Origin of the sequence: Flavobacterium myungsuense, from assembly GCF_042677265.1 — a bacterium.
GTDB classification, from domain to species: Bacteria; Bacteroidota; Bacteroidia; order Flavobacteriales; family Flavobacteriaceae; genus Flavobacterium; species Flavobacterium myungsuense.
Genome location: NZ_JBHTIZ010000005.1, coordinates 332,007 through 349,974, shown reverse-complemented (window position 1 = coordinate 349,974; position 17,968 = coordinate 332,007). Strand labels below are relative to the sequence as shown.

The following is a 17,968-nucleotide window of genomic DNA, read 5'->3' as shown; positions in this document are numbered from 1 at the left end:
TCAATATTTATGGAGTGTAGCTAAAAATTCTGTGGGAGTCATTACTGGGATTTCTGAGTTTTTGAAATCTTTAGAATCTCGGGTAATGATATAATCGCAATTGTTTTTTAAGGCACAGTAGTGTTGAACTGCATCTTCAAAATCATTAAAGTTTGAATATAGAGCTTTATCTATTTCTGTTGCAGAAACAGTCAATACATCTAAAAGGATTCGCAATTTTTTCAGACTTTCAGAAACGTTTTTTTTATCTGTGAACTTACAAGCAATATAATTTACATTGACAAATGTAACAGACGACAAGCAAAGTGTAAAGTATTTGTTTTCAGCAATTGTAACTATTTCTGCAATAGTATCAAAAAAGGGTTGGCGTTTTAGGATTAAATCCAAAACAACATTAGCATCTAAAAACAGTTTCATACGCCGTATTTCTTGCACAATATTTCGGTAAGTTCTTTTTTATAATCAAAATCTTCAGGCAGATTTACGCCGTCAATACCAATACTTTTAACAAATTCAGAAATTTTAACTTCCTCATTAGCTTGCGTTTTTTCTGAAGAAGTAACCGCTTTCAAGTAATTTTCTATCATAAATGACAAGCTGTGTTTGTGCTGGGCAGCATAAATTTTTGCTTTCTCAATTACGTTTTTATCAAGTTTTAAAGTGAGTTTAGTATTCATAACGCAAACAATTATTTTATACGTACAAATATAATTAAAAAAAACGTACGAAGAAATTAATTAGCTTTTTGCTAACAATCCTCTCATAAACAGCACTTCTTGTTCTAAATGAGCAATGCGGTCTTCGTAGCTTTTCTTTAATTCATCAGGAAAGTTGTTGTTGAAAACCTGGAATTTGCCAGATTGAACGCAATTATTGAACACCAAACTATCATCAAACGAAACCAAATCAGTAGGTTCTATTTCCAGAATTTTAGAAATATCTTCTATTCGTCCCCAATCGAGTTTAATATCATTATTCTCGATTTTACTGTAGGCACGTTGCGACATTTCTAGTTTTCCCGCCATAAAGTCTTGGGTAAAACCTTTCAGTTCTCGTACTTTTCTAATTTTATCTCCAATATTTGCTTTCATAATTTAACAAGTTATGTTCTTATTTAGAACCAAATATATAAAATTTAGAACAAAAATAAAAAAATGTTGCAAAAAAAGTTTTGTTTTTTTGTAAAAACAAAAAAAATAACTTTTTTATAATCAGTAATCATGAAACAAAATAACTTTTTTATTATGCTATTAGTAGCAGGTTTCACAACTATTTTGACAGCCCAAGTGCCTTCTTATGTGCCAACTGATGGATTGGTGGGGTATTGGCCTTTTAATGGCAATGCTAATGATGTTAGTACAAATGCCAATAACGGAACTAATAATGGAGCGACATTAACTAACGATAGATTTGGAAATGTGAATAGTGCTTATAGTTTTGATAATACTAACATAAGCCTTCCAATTTCATCAACTAGCTTAATAAACAATTACACATTATCTTTATGGGTTAAATTAAATAATGCTAGTATATCATGGCCTACTTTTATCCAAGGAATTAATTCAGCTAATAGTGATAGATACCTAATGTTACAATATAGTTTGTCTTTAAATAAATTTAATTTTTATACACCAGTAGGAAACTCAACTGCTGGAGTGTCTGTTCTTGCAGCTAATACATCAAGTGTAGGTACATGGTATAATATAATCATAACAAACAATAATAAAGTTTGTCGAATGTATATTAACGGAATATTTTCGTATTCTGCGAATCCAGTATATATTAATGTTGTTGGAAATAAATTGATAGTTGGAGATGGTGGCAAAAATATTGAGTTATTCAATGGACTCGTGGATGACATCGGGATTTGGAATCGTGCCTTAACACCTGATGAAATTACTAATTTATATAAAGCCAATATTTGTTATCAAAATGTTACCGTAACCGATACATTAGTAATTAATCTAGGCACATTGAGTTATAATCCTGTAACTTATAACAATAGTATTACCATTTATCCTAATCCTACTAAAGACCGTATTACGATAGATTGCGGTACTTTATCTGCGGTAACGGGGTATCAAATAAAAATTTCAAACCTATTGGGTCAAGAAGTTTTTAGTACCACCTTAAACCAACAACAATATAGTATTCCGCTTAATTCTTGGACAGGAAAGGGAATTTATTTGGTTACAGTATATGATGCTAACCGAAATTTATTGACAACCAGAAAAATCGATTTGCAATAACTAAAGCATTCCGTTTAAATCTTAAAAAACCCATTTAGCGTTTAGAATGCTAAATGGGTTTTTTATCTTAGACAAAATTTCATTTTTTCTTCAATTGCAAAGGGTTTCATTTTTTATTAACTTTGTAAAAAAGTAATCCTTATGATAACCGACATCAATTCATTAGATTTAGATAAAACCTACACCTATGCCGATTATTTAACATGGCAGTTTCAGGAAAAATTAGAATTAATAAAAGGGCGTATTTTTAAGATGAGTCCTGCTCCAAGTACAAATCATCAAAGAATATCGATGGAATTAGCAGGTATATTGTATAATTTTTTCAAGCCACATTCTTGTAATCTTTTTGCAGCTCCTTTTGATGTTCGATTATTAGATAAAAAAAAATCTACCAAGGACAATGATATTTATACCGTTGTTCAGCCCGATTTATGTGTAATTTGTGATGAAAATAAAATTGATGAACGAGGGGCTATTGGCGCGCCCGATTTGGTTATAGAAATTCTTTCTCCAGGAAATTCTAATAAGGAAATGAAATATAAATTTGATTTGTATGAAGAAGCGGGAGTTTTAGAATATTGGATTGTAAACCCTGCCGACAAAACTGTTTTTATCTATATTTTAAAAGACAATCAATTCATAGGAATGCATCCTTTAATTGAAGAAGACACAATTCAAAGTAAATTATTTCCAGATTTGGATTTTAAATTGGAATCTATTTTTAACTAGAAAAAACTACTAAAAAGCCTTTCAAAATTTATAATTCTGAAAGACTTTGTTTTTTTATTTATTTTCCTCATTTTCCTTCATTGCATAAAAATAAGCAGCTCTACTTAAAGGCTCATATTCATCGGTTTCACCTAGAAGTACTAAATTATCGTTTGCTGTTTTTCTAAAACTGTAATTGGCTAAATTCCCTGTTCGAGTACAAACAGCATGTACTTTAGTTACATATTCAGCAGTTGCCATAAGTGCGGGCATAGGTCCGAAAGGATTTCCTTTAAAATCCATATCTAATCCAGCTACAATAACTCGTATACCTTGATTGGCTAAATCGTTACAAATTTTAACAATTTCATCATCAAAAAACTGCGCTTCATCAATACCAACTACATCACAACCTTGAGCTAAAATCGCAATATTTGCAGCAGCTGGCACTGGAGTAGAGCGTATTTGGGTAGCATCATGCGACACCACCATTTCATCATGATATCGAGTATCTAAAGTAGGTTTAAAAATTTCTACTTTTTGCTTTGCAAATTGAGCTCTTTTGAGGCGACGAATTAGTTCTTCGGTCTTTCCCGAAAACATCGAACCGCAGATCACTTCAATCCAACCAAATTGTTCTTTATGATTTACTGTATTTTCGAGAAACATTTTGTTTTTTTATTGCTTAAAAATTGAATAGTTTTTATTACTTTGTAACGCAAATAATAGATGTAAAAAATTTATATATTTACATCGTTTCAAAAGTAGAAAATTTTTATCAAATCGAAGATTCACGAACACTTATTTGTAAAATAATATTGTTTAGGTAATGGTTTCTTTTTACTTTAGGGAATGAACTAGTAATTGCATAAAAAAATAAATCGCACATACTGTAATTTAATACGTCATGAAAAAAAAGCTGGAAGCTGATTTAATAAGCATTGCCCATAGAATTTTAAAGCTAAAAAATAAATCAGAAATAGTTCAATTGCATCAAGAAACTCAAAAATTATACGAAAAGTTATCCGTATTACTTTTTGTAGAAGAAAATTTTGGTGATGTAAAACCAACTATTGGCTATGCAGAAATAGAAGAAAAATTAGAAATTGCTTTTGAATCTCCTGCTGATGTAGTTGAAGAAGAAGCAAAACCTTCAGTTGAAGCTATTGCTGAAACAATAGAAGAAGTTGATACTATAGAAAATGAAGTTGAAGAAGAAATCACAGAAGAACCTATAATTGCTATTCCTGAAGCTGTTGAAGTGGCAGAAATAGAAGAAGAACCTATTGCTGAATTAGAAGAAGAAATAGATGAAGAAGAAATACCAGAACCTTTTCTTAAAGAAGAACCTGTCGCTGAATTAGAAGAAGAAGAAATACCTGAAACTTTTATTAAAGAAGAACCTGCTTTTAAACCCGCTTTTGAATTGGCCTTTGAATCTAAAATCGAAGAAGTAAAAGAGGTTAAGGAAGAAGTAAAAAGTAAACCTTCTCAAATTTCTTTTGATGATTTATTAGGAGCGGACTATGTTGATCCCGTTTTTGTAAAACCCGAAGAAATAAAGCCTGAAAATGTAATTCCAATTAGTAGAAGTTACTCAGATTCACCAGTAATTGAACTTAATAAAACAGATGATTATAAAGCTATTTCTTTAAATGATAGGCTTTCTAAAGGAATTACAATCGGATTAAACGATAGAATTGCTTTTATGAAACATCTTTTTGCAAACAGTAGCGAAGATTATAACAGAGTTTTAAATCAATTAATTACATTCGATACTTTTCAGGAAGTGCAGTCCTTTATAGACACTATGGTAAAACCAGACTACAACAATTGGGAGGGCAAAGATGAATATGCTGAGCGGTTTATGGGAATATTAGAAAAAAAATTCTCCTAATCACAACAACTTTCAACAAACACGAATTTTACTTATTTGCAAAAAGAGTAAGATTCGTGTTTCAATTTTAGGGCTATGTCAAAATTATATATTGTTCCTACGCCAATTGGCAATCTCGAAGATATGACTTTTCGAGCGGTTCGAATTCTTAAAGAAGTTGATTTGATTTTGGCTGAAGACACACGAACCAGCGGAAAACTTTTGAAGCATTTCGAAATTGGCACTCACATGCACAGCCATCACATGCATAATGAGCACAAAACCATCGAAAATTTAATTTCTCGATTAAAAGCCGGAGAAACAATAGCATTAATCTCAGATGCGGGAACTCCAGCCATTTCCGACCCCGGGTTTTTATTAACTAGAGCTTGTGTCGAAAACAAAATTGAAGTAGAATGTTTACCCGGAGCAACGGCTTTTGTACCAGCATTGGTCAATAGTGGTTTGCCTAATGACAAGTTTGTTTTTGAAGGTTTTTTGCCTGAAAAAAAAGGAAGACAAACTCGATATTTGGCTTTAGCCGAAGAAACTCGAACCATGATATTATATGTTTCGCCGCATAAATTAGTGAAAACTTTAGCGGAGTTTATCACTTATTTTGGAGAAGATAGACCCATTTGTGTGTCTCGCGAATTGTCTAAACTACACGAAGAAAATGTTAGGGGAACTGCTAGAGAAGTGTTGACTCATTTTGAAAAAACGGCTCCAAGAGGTGAAATTGTAGTTGTGGTTGGCGGGAAAACAACAATAAAAGAGAATAAGAAACAAACAGAGTAACTAATTATATGATGAGTATTGCATCTTTCCTACAAAAACTAAAACAAACGCCAAAAGGCATTGCATTTGCAGAAACTATTGCTGTGATTGAAGAAAATTATAATTTTACCCCAACAGCATTCCAAAATGGTTTACAACATAATAGCGTTGGAGAAAACTCAGGTTCTTGTAAACTATTTGCTTTTGCCCAATTGCACAATTTATCTCAAGAAGAAACATTAGCGTGTTTTGGTGACTATTATTTTGATGAAGTATTAAAAAATCCAGAAGGGACAAACCATCAAAACATCCGTAATTTTATCATAACGGGCTGGAGTGGAATTCAATTTGAAGGAAAGGCTTTGACTTTGAAATAAAAAAAATTAACCACAGATTAAAAGGATTTTTACTGATCTTTTTGTGCCCTTTGTGCCTTCTTCGTGCACTTCGTGGTTAAATAACTTCCAAATCCACAAAAGAAAACGTATTTCCACTAAACAATCCTTTATCTGATAATTTCAAATCGGGAATAACCAAAAGTGCCATGAAGGAAAGCGTCATAAATGGCGCTCTCAAATTGCTCCCTAAGGCTTTGGCCATAGCATCAATTTCTTCATATAATTTTCCGGTTTCCCAGCCATCTTTGTCACTCATGATTCCCGCAACCGGCAAGGCTAAGGATTTGTTTTCAGTACCATTTACTGCACAAATTCCACCTGTATTTTTAATGATAAGATTCACAGCATTGCAAATTTCTTCGTCAGAAGTGCCTACAACTAAAATATTATGACAATCGTGAGCCACAGAACTGGCAATAGCTCCTTTTTTTAAACCAAAGTTTTTGATAAAGGCAACGGCTGGTTTTGTATTCTGATAGCGATTGACCACCGCCATTTTTAAAACATCATTTTTTACATCAGAAATGATTTTTCCGTTTTCAAGTAACGAATCGTGATGAATCTCGTTAGTAATCAATTGTCCTTCTAAAGCTTCAATAACTCGAATTGTTGAGGCACTACTTGGAATTTCGAAATCACTTGTTGTTTTGGCAGTAATATTAAAATTATTCGGTGTTTCAAAAGGAACGTGTTTTACAAACGACTGCCCTTTTTCGGCAACTAATTCTCCGTCAATGTAGGTTTGTATAATTTTAAAATCAACCAAATCTTCCACCACAATAAAATCAGCTGCATCGCCTTTCAGCAATAATCCTACATTCATTTTATAATGATGCACCGGATTAATACACGCAGCTTGCAATACTTTAAAAACATCCATGCCTTTAGCCACAGCACGTGCGCACAACAAATTAATATGACCTACAATTAAATCGTCAGGATGTTTATCGTCTGAACAGAACATCATATTTTCATAATGCTCTGGAAGCAAATCAATCAAGGCATTGAAGTTTTTTGCAGCGCTTCCTTCCCGAATAATTACTTTCATTCCGAGGTTTAATTTTTCCTGAGCTTCTTCAAAAGTAAAACATTCATGATCTGTTGTAATTCCGGTAGCAATATATTTTTTCGCATTTTCGCCACGCAATCCTGGGGCATGACCGTCAATAGGTTTGCCAAAATGCTTAGCCCATTCTATTTTTTTCAGAACTTCCTCATCGTCAAATAAAACGCCAGGATAATTCATCATTTCGGCCAAATAATAAATATCAGGTGAAGCCATTAGCTCTTTAATTCCTTCCGAATCGATAATCGCTCCTGCAGTTTCAAAAGAAGTAGCAGGAACACAAGAAGGCGCACCAAAATGAAATTTCAAAGGCACTTTTTTACTATTCTCAATCATGTAATACACACCATCTTTTCCTAGAACATTTGCTATTTCATGTGGGTCAGAAATGGTAGCTACGGTTCCGTGAAGTACAGCCAGTTTTGCAAATTCAGAAGGCACTAACATCGAACTTTCAATATGAATATGCGCATCAATAAATCCAGGAAGAATATAATTTTTGACTTGATGTTCTTTTTCAATGATAGAAGTGATTTTTCCATTTTCAATGGTAACTTCACCGGAATAAATGCTGCGATTTACAATATCTACAATTTGTCCTTGAATTTGCATTGTGAATTGATTTATGTTTTTAATAAAAAAATAATTGGAGGTACAAGAAACGAATTATTTCTGGATTTATAAATTCAATGTTCATAATTTATTAGTAATGAACTCCATTTTAAAAAATAATAGTAAATTTGAATTTCATTTTATACACCATACAAAATTTTAATTTATGCGCTGGACTATCAAACCCACTCCCGAATTCGAAAAAATAAAAACGCTGTCTGAAGCTTTACAAGTGGATCACTTAATTGCGAAATTACTATTGCAACGAGGCATTACAACCTATGAAGAAGCCCGACAATTTTTTCGCCCTAAATTAACTGATTTACACCATCCATACTTAATGAAAGATATGGATAAAGCAGTACAACGAATTGAGAAAGCGATTGCAAATCAAGAAAATATTCTCGTTTTTGGCGATTATGATGTTGATGGAACAACTGCTGTTTCGTTAGTTTCATCGTATCTTAAGAGTTACTACCCTAACGTTGCTACATATATTCCCGATCGCTATGATGAGGGTTATGGGATTTCTTTTAAAGGCATTGACTTTGCCGATGATAATAATTTTTCACTGATTATTGCTTTAGATTGTGGCATAAAATCGATAGATCATGTGGCTTACGCCAAAGAGCGAAATATTGACTTTATCATTTGTGACCACCACAGACCGGGAGCATTTTTGCCTGATGCGATTGCTGTTTTGGATCCAAAAAGAGACGATTGCAGTTATCCGTATGACGAATTGTGTGGATGTGGTATTGGTTTTAAACTGATTCAAGCTTTAGGAGAAAAGAGAAACCAAACGATTGATGATTTAGTTCCCTATTTGGATTTGGTGGCTACTGCTATTGCTGCCGATATCGTTCCTATGACAGGCGAAAATAGGATTCTTGCCTATTTTGGTTTACAAGTAATAAATTCCGAACCAAGACCCGGAATCAAAGCATTAATCTATCAAATCAAGAAAAAGACGTTAGATATTACCGATGTAGTTTTCATTATTGCTCCAAGAATTAATGCCGCAGGAAGAATCAAACATGGAAATCATGCCGTGGAATTATTGACGGAATTTGATTTTGAACAAGCGCAACAATTTGCCTCTGAGATTGAAAAATACAATTCGGACAGAAAAGATTTAGACAAACAAATTACCAAAGAAGCCCTTTTACAAATTGAAACGAATCAAGAAAAAGAGCGATTCACAACGGTTGTTTTTCAAGATGATTGGCACAAAGGCGTTATTGGGATTGTTGCTTCAAGATTGATAGAAACTTATTATCGACCGACTTTAGTTTTTACGAAAAGTGGCGATAAATATGCAGCTTCGGCGCGCTCGGTAAAAGGATATGATGTGTACAATGCTTTGGAAGCCTGTTCAGAACATTTAGAACAATTTGGCGGGCATATGTATGCAGCAGGAATGACATTGACAGCAGAAAAATATGAAGATTTTAAAGCCGCTTTTGAAAAAGTGGTACAAGAAACCATTCATCTGGATTTATTAACTCCAGAAATTACGATTGATGCCGAGATTGATTTTACCGATATTACACCCAAACTGACTCGAATTTTAAAACAGTTTGAGCCATTTGGCCCGCAAAACATGACTCCTGTTTTTTTGACCAAAAATGTAAAAGATACAGGTTACGGCAAGCCAATAGGTAAAGAAGACGAACATTTAAAACTTTTTGTAAAACAGAAAGGGGCTGAAAGTTTTGGAGCTATTGGTTTTGGATTAGGAATGAAATACGACCTAGTGAAAAATCAAAAATTATTTGATATTGTTTATTGTATTGACGAAAATGAGTATAATGGAACAATTTCAGTTCAGTTGAAAGCAAAAGATATAAATTAATTATATCACAAAATGTTAAAAACAATCAATGTAATAATTTGATTATTAAATTATTAAATTAATATATTTGTAGTTGATTTTTTAGAAAATTATGCGTATGAAAAAATATTTTACCTTCAATTTTTATTGTTTAGTTCTTAGTTTATTCCTATTTAATACTACTGGATTTGCTCAAACTTTAGAACGTATAGAAACAATTTCAGGATTATCACAATTAGAAAATAATAATGGTGTTGCAACTGCTGATTATGATTTAGATGGTGATTTAGATATTTTTGTTGTAGCTAAAGATAGAGATGATGACAATGATGAAAAATCTCATAGCCGTTTATATCGCAATAACAATGATGGCTCTTTTACCGATGTAACAAACATTTCTAAATTAGTTAATCTTTTTCCAAAACAAGAAGAAATACCTGCTTGTAACCCCTTAAATATTCATAATTGTGAAGTCTTAGATGGTTATAAATACGGCGTTTATTGGGGCGACTATGATAACGATGGATATCCAGATTTATTTTTTACAAATATCTATAAAGTACAACTTTTTCATAATGAAAAAAACGGAACATTTTCAGATGTTACCCTTCTTGCAGGAATTAAAAAAAATACTGGCTGTATCAATACAGGAGCAACATGGGTAGATTATAATAACGACAGCTTTCTAGATCTTTTTATTTGTGATTGGAATAATTGTGGAGGAAATACATTGTACAAAAACAATGGAGATGGTACTTTTCAAAATGTTACTTCTAGTACAAAAATAGATCAATATCCAAACTTACCAAGTTATACTATGTTTCCCTTTGATTTCAATAATGATGGTTGGATGGATTTCTATATTGCTAATGACGGATCTCCAAACTCCTTACTAATAAATGAAAATGGAAACACTTTTATTGAAAAAGCTGGTGATTATGGCATAAATAATCAAAGTACCAGTATGGGAATTACAACAGGAGATTATGATTTAGATGGAGATTTTGATTTTTTTATAACTGCAACAAGTGATGCTTCATTCAATACAAATGCTTTACACAATAATAACGGTGATACTACTTTTAAAAATGCCGCCAAAGAATTAAATGTTGAATTTTCTGGTTGGGGTTGGGGTTGTCGTTTTTCAGATTTTGATTTAGATGGTGATGAAGATTTGTTTATTGTAAATGGCTTTAAAATATTACCACAAGGTCAAAAAAATGTATATTTCAAAAACTTATTTAAAGAAGGTCAAAAATCACTCATAAACATAAGTTCTGACCTTGGTCTAAATGAGTTAACAAGGAGTACCGAAGTTCTCGATTTTGATTATGATAATGATGGTGATTTAGATATTTATGTAACTAATGCAGATAGTAAGTCGTTTTTTTACGAAAATAAAACTTTAAATGCTAATATAACAAGTGATTTAGCATGGTTAAAAGTTTCATTAGTAGGAACTGTTTCTAATAAAGATGCAATTGGCACAAAACTTTCTCTTACTACCAACGAAGGAACCTTTATCAGATATTATAATGGCGTAGGTATGTTATCGCAAAGTTTAAAACCCGTACATTTTGGTTTAAATAAAGCAACAATAATAAACTATTTAAAAATTACTTGGCCTTCCGGTATTGTACAAGTATTTCCCAATTTACCCATTAATAAAAACATAAGATTCACCGAAGGGAGAGGATTTGAAATTTTGGATTCTTCCCCAAGTGCTAAAATATATGGATGCACCGACCCTAATTCTTGTAGATATAATTCTCTTGCCACAGCAAATGATAATAGTTGTTACAATGAGACTTCTAATATAATATCAGGGGCAATAGATTCTGGATTTAATTCCATTGAATCCTACAATTATCCTTTAGAAAATAATTCAGAGGCCATTTGGACTGTTGAAGGAGGAAAAATACTAAGCGGGCAAGGTACAGGTACAATTACTGTAAATTGGAAAATTGAGTCTAATGGAAAAATAAAGGTACAAGAAAAGCGCGATAATTGTATCGTTTCTACTAAAGAATTAAGTGTTAATCTGAATGTCAAAAACGCTCCAGAAAATATTTCAGTGGCTAGAATATGGAATGAAGCTTTACTCGCAGCCATTAGAAAAGATTTTGCACGACCTACAATACACGCTCGAAATTTATTTCACACTGCCATTGCATTATATGACAGTTGGGCCATTTATGATACTAAAGCAAAACCTTATTTAATGGGCAATACCTTAAACGGATTTCAAAGTACTTTACAAGAATATACTCCAAATGAAGATAAAGCAGATGCCGTAAATAAAACCATGAGTTATGCCGCATACCGGTTATTAACCTATCGTTTTTTAAATTCTCCTGGAGCTGTAAAAAGTAAAGCTCGATTCGATTTGATTATGAATCAATTAGGCTATGATATTAACAATTCATCCGTAGATTACGAATCAGGAGATGCAGCCGCTTTAGGAAATTACATCGGACAAACATTAATCAATTATGGTTTAATCGATGGATCAAATGAATTTAATGGTTTTAAAAATACATTTTATAAACCCATTAATCCACCACTTGATTTAAATTTAAAAGGACAAGGAACAGGAATATTAAATTGTAATCGTTGGCAGCCATTAAGTTTTAATACTTTTATAGACCAAAGCGGAAATATTATTCCAGGCTCGACTCCCTCTTTTTTAAGTGCGGAATGGGGGAAAGTATTTCCATTTGCTCTAAAAGATAAAAAAATACTACAACATGAGGGTAATGATTATACCGTTTACCATCAACCCAATTTGCCACCCCAATTAGATATCAATACACAAACAGAATCAGGTGAACAATACAAATGGAATTATAGACTTGTCTCCAAATGGAGTTCTCACTTGGATGCTTCAGACGGTGTCTTAATTGATATTTCGCCTAAATCTCTTGGAAACATTGCTTTTGAATCTTTACCAACATCACCAGCTGATTACCCTAATTTTTATGATGAAACTGAAGGAGGAGATATTGGAAAAGGGTATAGTATAAATCCTGCAACAGGACAGCCCTACCAAACGCAAATGGTTCCAAGAGGAGATTATGCTAGAGTATTAGCAGAATTTTGGGCTGATGGTCCTGATTCTGAAACACCTCCAGGACATTGGTTTTCTATATTGAATTATGCAAATGATCATCCCCAATTTGTAAAAAAATTCAATGGTAAAGGTGACGTTTTAGTTCCATTAGAGTGGGATGTTAAAGCCTATTTTATATTGGGCGGAGCTGTTCATGATGCCGCTGTTACTGCTTGGGGTATTAAAGGTTGGTCAGATTCTATCCGACCTATTTCGGCTATTCGTTATATGTGTGAATTAGGACAAAGTACCGATCCAAGTTTACCCAATTATCATATAGGAGGAATTCAACTAGATCCAGGTTTTGTAGAGTTAGTTAAAGAAGGTGATCCTTTAAGCGGCTTAAATAATGTTAATGTTGGAAAAATTAAATTAAAAGCATGGATAGGACACGACGCCATCAAAAATGCGAAAACTGATATATCAGGTGTAGGTTGGATATTAGGTGAAAACTGGTGGCCTTACCAAAGACCTACATTTGTTTCTCCTCCTTTTGGTGGATTTATTTCTGGACATTCTACTTTTTCTAGAGCAGCAGCCGAAGTAATGACACTTATAACAGGCAATAACTATTTCCCAGGAGGTATGTCCGAATTTAAAGCGCCTAAAAATGACTATTTGGTTTTTGAAAAAGGTCCAAGTCAAGACATCTTTTTACAATGGGCAACTTATCAGGATGCCTCAGATCAATGTAGTCTATCTCGAATTTGGGGTGGAATTCATCCTCCAGTAGACGATATTCCGGGACGATTAATTGGTAAAGAAATTGGAATTGAAGCTTATAATTTTGCTATTCCTTATTTTGATTCGGCCTTGTCAAATACAAGATTCCAAAAGGATAAAGAAATCATAATGTATCCTAATCCTGTAACACGAAGTGAAATTTATATTGCTAACACTTCGAAAACAGATGAAATAAAAGTATTTGATATGCAAGGAAGAGTAATACAAATCGAAAGCAAATCTTTTGATGTGCAAACAAGTACTTCAAAAATAAATTTATCAAAAAATACCGCAACTGGAATGTATCTACTAAAAGTGAATACCTTTTCTAAAATTATTTTAGTGAAGAATTAAATTATAAAACACACCTAAAAAAGGGACGAAATAAATTGATTATTTTCGTCCCTTTTTGTTTAATTTTTTATAATCAAAGCACAAAAATTAAAAAGATTACTTTTTAAAATTATCTTTGTTGTATCGATAAACAACTCATTAAATGAAAAAAAACGATCCTTATTCTGCCTTGCGTTACAAAGAATTTAATGTTTTTTTATTGTTGCGTTTTACTATGGTTTTTGCTTGGTCGATGCAATTTATAGTGATTGAATGGGTGGTGTATAGTTTAACTAAAAACCCACTTTCTCTGGGAATTATAGGATTAATGGAGGTAATTCCGGCTATTGGCATGGCTTTGTTTGCTGGGCATATTGTAGATCAAAACGAAAAAAAGGGATTGTTCCTGAAGTGTATTCTTGCATTTTCGGCAATTAGTTTAGGATTATATTTTTTAACCTTGCCCTCAATTACAGCAAAATATTCAACAGAATTAATTTTGTATAGTATTTATACGTTAGTCTTTCTTGGCGGATTAGTAAGAGCTTTTTTAGGCCCAACCATTTTTACTTTATTATCATTGATTGTCCCAAAAAAGGAATATTCGAACGCAGCAACTTGGAGCAGTTCGGTGTGGCAAATAGGTTCTGTTTTAGGACCTGCTGTTGCAGGTTTCTCGATTACTTGGATTGGCGTACATGGGTCAATGAGTTTCGTTTTTGGATGCTCTGTTTTGTCATTACTCTTTTTATCACAAATTGCAACAAAACCTATTTTGAATCCTAAAATTGGGGAACCCATCATGGATAGTCTTAAAGAAGGAGTAAAATTTGTATACAACAATAAAACCATTTTGGGAGCCTTATCGTTAGATATGGTTGCGGTACTTTTTGGCGGTGCTGTGGCGCTTTTACCCATATTTGCTCAGGATATTTTAAAAGTAGGTCCAGAAGGATTTGGTGTTTTGAGAGCTGCGCCAGCGGTAGGCGCCTTTATTACCATGTTTATTACCGCTTATGTTCCTTTAAATAAAAATGCCGGGATGAAATTGTTGACAGCTATTTTCTTATTTGGAGTTTGTATCATTGTTTTTGGATTGTCCACCATTTTCTGGTTATCTGTTTTTGCGTTATTTATGAGTGGAGTTGTTGATGGTATTTCGGTAGTCATTCGTCAAACCATTTTACAATTAAAAACACCTGATCACATGAGAGGGAGAGTAGCAGCAGTGAATTCTATTTTTGTGGGCTCCTCAAATGAGTTGGGTGCTTTTGAAAGCGGCTTGACAGCTAAATTGATGGGTACGGTAACGGCAGTAGTTTTTGGTGGAAGTATGACGATTTTGATTGTGCTGGGTACTGGTTTCTTTTCTCCTTCGTTTAGAAAGTTGGATTTACAGAAAGATTTGGAGGAGCATCAATAAGGAATTAAAACTTGTTTTTTATAAATTTTCCTTTCCCTATCGTTTTTCCAATTTCATTTTTGATACTGTATAAGTAAACTCCTTCTGAAAGAGTTGAGGCATCTATTTTTAGTACTCCATTATTCAAAACAGTTTTTTGTATTTTTAATCTGCCAAGCATATCATAAATAGCTATACTTCCTGCATTAAAATCAAGATGATCTGTAGTAATATACATTTCATCTTTAACTGGATTTGGATAACAGATTGATGTAGACTTCTCTTTCTGTGAAAATTGAACTTGCGCTAAATTTTGCTGAAAATAAGACCGAAGAAGTAACTCTCTATCCGTTTTAGTACTTGGAAATACATCGTCATAATATCCATTTGAATTCTCCACACTCCAGCCATTCCATGTTCGGAAAGAATAATAATCATAATCCCAATTGTATTCTTCAAAAATTTCTATACAATCCCGAATATAATTAAAAGCACTATTGTTTGGAGCCCATCTTACGCAACTAAACTCCCCAATATAAATAGGCACTCGGTATTTATCTTGATAGGCCTTTAAGGGTGCCAAGAGCTCTTTTAATTTGGCTTTGTCATAATACACATTATCAATAATTCCAGGATACGAGTATGAGGGGATTTCTGGTCCAAATTGGTGAGTAAGTTGCCTTGGCAAATACATGTGTACGCTGTAAATAATATTTGGGATTGAAGCGTCGATTGGTTTAATATCGTCCAAAGTTATACCATAATTTAAACTTTCGATAATGATTGCCTTTACTGGATCAATCCCTCGGATTGCATTTACAAGAACTTCTGCCAATTCAGGCCATCTTAATATAGAATTATCAATTGGATAAGTATAATTATAAGGATATTGTCTGCTAATCACTGGCTCGTTTGCAAGATCGTATGCCCAAACGGTATTATTCATTTTATATCTTTCTGCAATCAATTTCCATGCACTGATAAGTCTTGTTTGTGCTGCCTGACTGCTGAATAATCCATCTGAGAGACCTGCTAAACCTACATTCATCTTGAGTCCATTTGCAGTGCACCAGCTAACTAATTCATCCATTCGGATTAGTTCTTCCTGTAAAATGGCATCATAATTTGAGAGAAGTAAACCATCAGGATAATATTTCTCCCCACCAATCATAACACGAATTGTATTTGCTTTCCAATCGTAACTTAGCTCATCTAAACTACTTTTGCTGATGGTATTGGCTGGGTTATCACTTGTAGCAGCTACATTCACCCCTCTATATATGCCTTGATGGGTTTTATTAATTGCAATTGAAGGGTCACGAGCTGGAGGCATAGGCTCGGAAATTACTTGAATGTGAAGGTCATCCACCCAAAATTTTCCGGTGGCATTATAAACACCAATATTTAAACTTAGACTAACTATATCATCATCAATCTTAAAAGTACGCCCTACTTGTTCCCAAGGAAATGTGCCTGTTTTTAAGGGAATTCTACAATATCTTAACCCACCTAAACTAGGTGTGGCGACCAATTGAATAACCATTCCGGGTGTTCCACCTCCAGTCAAATTTTCTCCCTTCATACTTGCCGAAATAGCAATAGTTCTTCCTATCAAGTTCGTTAAAGAAATGGCAGCCGAAGAGGTAAAATTTGTTATTGAATTATTGCTATTGAATAGCAACCCATTACCAGAGAAGCCCGAATCAATCGAATAATAGGAAGTTGGACTCCAAATGGTTTGAATATTAGGTGATGCTTTTTCAAAATCTTCATGAAAAACTTCGCGGTTTATTTGAGAAAATCCCGTAATGTATGAAAATAGAGTGCAAGTAAAAATCAGAAATTTAAATGGATTGCGATTAAATAGTTCATTCATTTGTAATAATTTCTTTGAATTTTAAAAACCAAATTAGTCCATTAAATTTTTGATTTATAATAAATAAAGAACGAAAATAGGATAATAATTTAAACTAACTAGATAATTTAGCTATACAAAAACTATACATAGTTAATTATTTTACCTAGAACATTATTAAAAAATCAAAGAAAGACTTCTAGTCTTCTAGTTTCTTCAACTCAAAAGTCTTTCCATCAAAAACTCCATATGTGAAATAACCTATCCAGTCACCAAGATTAACATATTCGGAGTTTTTCCCTACTGCGAGTTTCATTGGTAAATGGCGGTGTCCGAAAACAAAGTAATTGTAATGTTTGGTTTCGAGTTTGCGTTTAGAGTAGAGCACGAGCCATTCATTTTCTTCGCCTAGAAATTTTACATCTTCGGCTCCTGAAATTAGTTTGTTTTTTACAGAAAGGTATTGCGCCAGTTTTACGCCAATGTCGGGATGTAGCCATCGGAACAACGTTTTGGAAATCGGATTGGTAAATACTTTTTTCATGCGCTTGTATCCTTTGTCTGCTGGGCCTTTTCCGTCGCCATGACCTATGAGAAAGGTTTTTCCGTTAAAAGTAAATTCTTTGTTGTCGTGGTATACTGGAATGTTAAGTTCTTTTTCGAAGTAATCGGACATCCATAAATCATGATTGCCCACGAAGAAATAGATAGGAATACCACTGTCTCGGATTTCGGCTAGTTTGCCTAAAACACGCACAAACCCTTTCGGTACAACAGTTTTATATTCGAACCAAAAATCGAATAAATCGCCAAGTAAAAAAACAGCCTCGGCATCAACTTTTATTTCGTCGAGCCAAGCCACAAATTTTTGTTCTCTAGGAAAACTCAATTCGGGTGTTGGAGCTCCAAAATGCTGGTCGGAAGCGAAGTATATTTTTTTATTTTGGGCTAATTGCATGATGCTAATTTAATATTTTTTTCTTTTTTACCACATAGAAATATAGTTTCTAAAAAATCGCAAAGACG

At 33.3% G+C, this 17,968-nt stretch carries 15 protein-coding genes; 8 read left to right on the top strand and 7 right to left on the bottom strand.

Going from position 1 to position 17,968, the window contains the following annotated elements; all coding sequences use genetic code 11:
• Genes ACFQ0S_RS02025 through ACFQ0S_RS02015 form a run of 3 tightly spaced genes read right to left on the bottom strand, consistent with a single transcriptional unit; the run spans position 1 to position 1,091 of the window.
• On the bottom strand, positions 1-417 hold the full coding sequence (locus ACFQ0S_RS02025; RefSeq protein ID WP_379752673.1) for a type II toxin-antitoxin system VapC family toxin: 417 nt from the start codon (positions 415-417) through the stop codon (positions 1-3).
• Positions 414-677: a DUF6364 family protein gene (locus tag ACFQ0S_RS02020; protein ID WP_379752671.1), complete on the bottom strand. Its 264-nt coding sequence runs from the start codon at positions 675-677 to the stop codon at positions 414-416. The genes ACFQ0S_RS02025 and ACFQ0S_RS02020 overlap by 4 nt, the downstream gene beginning before the upstream one ends.
• 60 nt (positions 678-737) lie before the next feature.
• The gene (locus ACFQ0S_RS02015; protein WP_379752669.1) at positions 738-1,091 is read right to left on the bottom strand and encodes a helix-turn-helix domain-containing protein; all 354 of its coding nucleotides are present in this window, start codon (positions 1,089-1,091) and stop codon (positions 738-740) included.
• A 129-nt stretch (positions 1,092-1,220) separates the two neighbouring features.
• Here ACFQ0S_RS02015 and ACFQ0S_RS02010 point away from each other — a divergent pair, with 129 nt between their 5' ends.
• A complete protein-coding gene (locus tag ACFQ0S_RS02010; protein ID WP_379752667.1) occupies positions 1,221-2,249 on the top strand; it encodes a LamG-like jellyroll fold domain-containing protein in 1,029 nt (342 codons plus the stop codon).
• Between the two features lie 141 nt (positions 2,250-2,390).
• Entirely contained in the window at positions 2,391-2,978 is a 588-nt protein-coding gene (locus ACFQ0S_RS02005) for a Uma2 family endonuclease (RefSeq protein WP_379752665.1), read from the top strand.
• Between the two features lie 54 nt (positions 2,979-3,032).
• Here the strand turns inward: ACFQ0S_RS02005 and ACFQ0S_RS02000 are convergent, their stop codons facing one another.
• Complete coding sequence (locus ACFQ0S_RS02000; protein WP_379752663.1) at positions 3,033-3,626, bottom strand: thymidine kinase; 594 nt, start codon at positions 3,624-3,626, stop codon at positions 3,033-3,035.
• 238 nt (positions 3,627-3,864) lie between these two features.
• Here ACFQ0S_RS02000 and ACFQ0S_RS01995 point away from each other — a divergent pair, with 238 nt between their 5' ends.
• The 3 genes from ACFQ0S_RS01995 to ACFQ0S_RS01985 all read left to right on the top strand — a co-directional run bounded on the left by ACFQ0S_RS01995 (position 3,865) and on the right by ACFQ0S_RS01985 (position 5,987).
• Positions 3,865-4,854, top strand: coding sequence for a hypothetical protein (locus tag ACFQ0S_RS01995; RefSeq protein ID WP_379752661.1), 990 nt, complete (start codon positions 3,865-3,867; stop codon positions 4,852-4,854).
• Between the two features lie 75 nt (positions 4,855-4,929).
• The gene (gene rsmI, locus ACFQ0S_RS01990; protein ID WP_379752659.1) at positions 4,930-5,631 is read left to right on the top strand and encodes a 16S rRNA (cytidine(1402)-2'-O)-methyltransferase; all 702 of its coding nucleotides are present in this window, start codon (positions 4,930-4,932) and stop codon (positions 5,629-5,631) included.
• A gap of 11 nt (positions 5,632-5,642) precedes the next feature.
• Complete coding sequence (locus ACFQ0S_RS01985; protein WP_379753037.1) at positions 5,643-5,987, top strand: HopJ type III effector protein; 345 nt, start codon at positions 5,643-5,645, stop codon at positions 5,985-5,987.
• Between the two features lie 76 nt (positions 5,988-6,063).
• Here the strand turns inward: ACFQ0S_RS01985 and ade are convergent, their stop codons facing one another.
• Positions 6,064-7,686, bottom strand: a complete 1,623-nt coding sequence (gene ade, locus ACFQ0S_RS01980) for an adenine deaminase (RefSeq protein WP_379752657.1) — start codon at positions 7,684-7,686, stop codon at positions 6,064-6,066.
• Positions 7,687-7,852: 166 nt separating this feature from the next.
• Between ade and recJ the strand changes: the two genes are divergently transcribed.
• The 3 genes from recJ (at position 7,853) to ACFQ0S_RS01965 (ending at position 15,108) form a co-directional block, all read left to right on the top strand.
• Positions 7,853-9,541: a single-stranded-DNA-specific exonuclease RecJ gene (gene recJ, locus ACFQ0S_RS01975; RefSeq protein WP_379752655.1), complete on the top strand. Its 1,689-nt coding sequence runs from the start codon at positions 7,853-7,855 to the stop codon at positions 9,539-9,541.
• Between the two features lie 97 nt (positions 9,542-9,638).
• Complete coding sequence (locus ACFQ0S_RS01970) at positions 9,639-13,706, top strand: FG-GAP-like repeat-containing protein (protein ID WP_379752653.1); 4,068 nt, start codon at positions 9,639-9,641, stop codon at positions 13,704-13,706.
• Positions 13,707-13,848: 142 nt separating this feature from the next.
• Positions 13,849-15,108: an MFS transporter gene (locus ACFQ0S_RS01965; protein WP_379752651.1), complete on the top strand. Its 1,260-nt coding sequence runs from the start codon at positions 13,849-13,851 to the stop codon at positions 15,106-15,108.
• A 4-nt stretch (positions 15,109-15,112) separates the two neighbouring features.
• Here the strand turns inward: ACFQ0S_RS01965 and ACFQ0S_RS01960 are convergent, their stop codons facing one another.
• The gene (locus ACFQ0S_RS01960) at positions 15,113-16,963 is read right to left on the bottom strand and encodes a cellulase family glycosylhydrolase (RefSeq protein ID WP_379752649.1); all 1,851 of its coding nucleotides are present in this window, start codon (positions 16,961-16,963) and stop codon (positions 15,113-15,115) included.
• Between the two features lie 178 nt (positions 16,964-17,141).
• Positions 17,142-17,900: a UDP-2,3-diacylglucosamine diphosphatase gene (locus tag ACFQ0S_RS01955; protein ID WP_379752647.1), complete on the bottom strand. Its 759-nt coding sequence runs from the start codon at positions 17,898-17,900 to the stop codon at positions 17,142-17,144.
• Between the last annotated feature and the right edge of the window lie 68 nt (positions 17,901-17,968).

What these genes read in the sequence shown, in the direction of transcription:
- ACFQ0S_RS02025 (WP_379752673.1), bottom strand. Translation starts at nt 417, where the DNA reads ATGAAACTGTTTTTAGATGCTAATGTTGTTTTGGATTTAATCCTAAAA.
- ACFQ0S_RS02020 (WP_379752671.1), bottom strand. Translation starts at nt 677, where the DNA reads ATGAATACTAAACTCACTTTAAAACTTGATAAAAACGTAATTGAGAAA.
- ACFQ0S_RS02015 (WP_379752669.1), bottom strand. Translation starts at nt 1,091, where the DNA reads ATGAAAGCAAATATTGGAGATAAAATTAGAAAAGTACGAGAACTGAAA.
- ACFQ0S_RS02010 (WP_379752667.1), top strand. Translation starts at nt 1,221, where the DNA reads ATGAAACAAAATAACTTTTTTATTATGCTATTAGTAGCAGGTTTCACA.
- ACFQ0S_RS02005 (WP_379752665.1), top strand. Translation starts at nt 2,391, where the DNA reads ATGATAACCGACATCAATTCATTAGATTTAGATAAAACCTACACCTAT.
- ACFQ0S_RS02000 (WP_379752663.1), bottom strand. Translation starts at nt 3,626, where the DNA reads ATGTTTCTCGAAAATACAGTAAATCATAAAGAACAATTTGGTTGGATT.
- ACFQ0S_RS01995 (WP_379752661.1), top strand. Translation starts at nt 3,865, where the DNA reads ATGAAAAAAAAGCTGGAAGCTGATTTAATAAGCATTGCCCATAGAATT.
- rsmI (WP_379752659.1), top strand. Translation starts at nt 4,930, where the DNA reads ATGTCAAAATTATATATTGTTCCTACGCCAATTGGCAATCTCGAAGAT.
- ACFQ0S_RS01985 (WP_379753037.1), top strand. Translation starts at nt 5,643, where the DNA reads ATGAGTATTGCATCTTTCCTACAAAAACTAAAACAAACGCCAAAAGGC.
- ade (WP_379752657.1), bottom strand. Translation starts at nt 7,686, where the DNA reads ATGCAAATTCAAGGACAAATTGTAGATATTGTAAATCGCAGCATTTAT.
- recJ (WP_379752655.1), top strand. Translation starts at nt 7,853, where the DNA reads ATGCGCTGGACTATCAAACCCACTCCCGAATTCGAAAAAATAAAAACG.
- ACFQ0S_RS01970 (WP_379752653.1), top strand. Translation starts at nt 9,639, where the DNA reads ATGAAAAAATATTTTACCTTCAATTTTTATTGTTTAGTTCTTAGTTTA.
- ACFQ0S_RS01965 (WP_379752651.1), top strand. Translation starts at nt 13,849, where the DNA reads ATGAAAAAAAACGATCCTTATTCTGCCTTGCGTTACAAAGAATTTAAT.
- ACFQ0S_RS01960 (WP_379752649.1), bottom strand. Translation starts at nt 16,963, where the DNA reads ATGAATGAACTATTTAATCGCAATCCATTTAAATTTCTGATTTTTACT.
- ACFQ0S_RS01955 (WP_379752647.1), bottom strand. Translation starts at nt 17,900, where the DNA reads ATGCAATTAGCCCAAAATAAAAAAATATACTTCGCTTCCGACCAGCAT.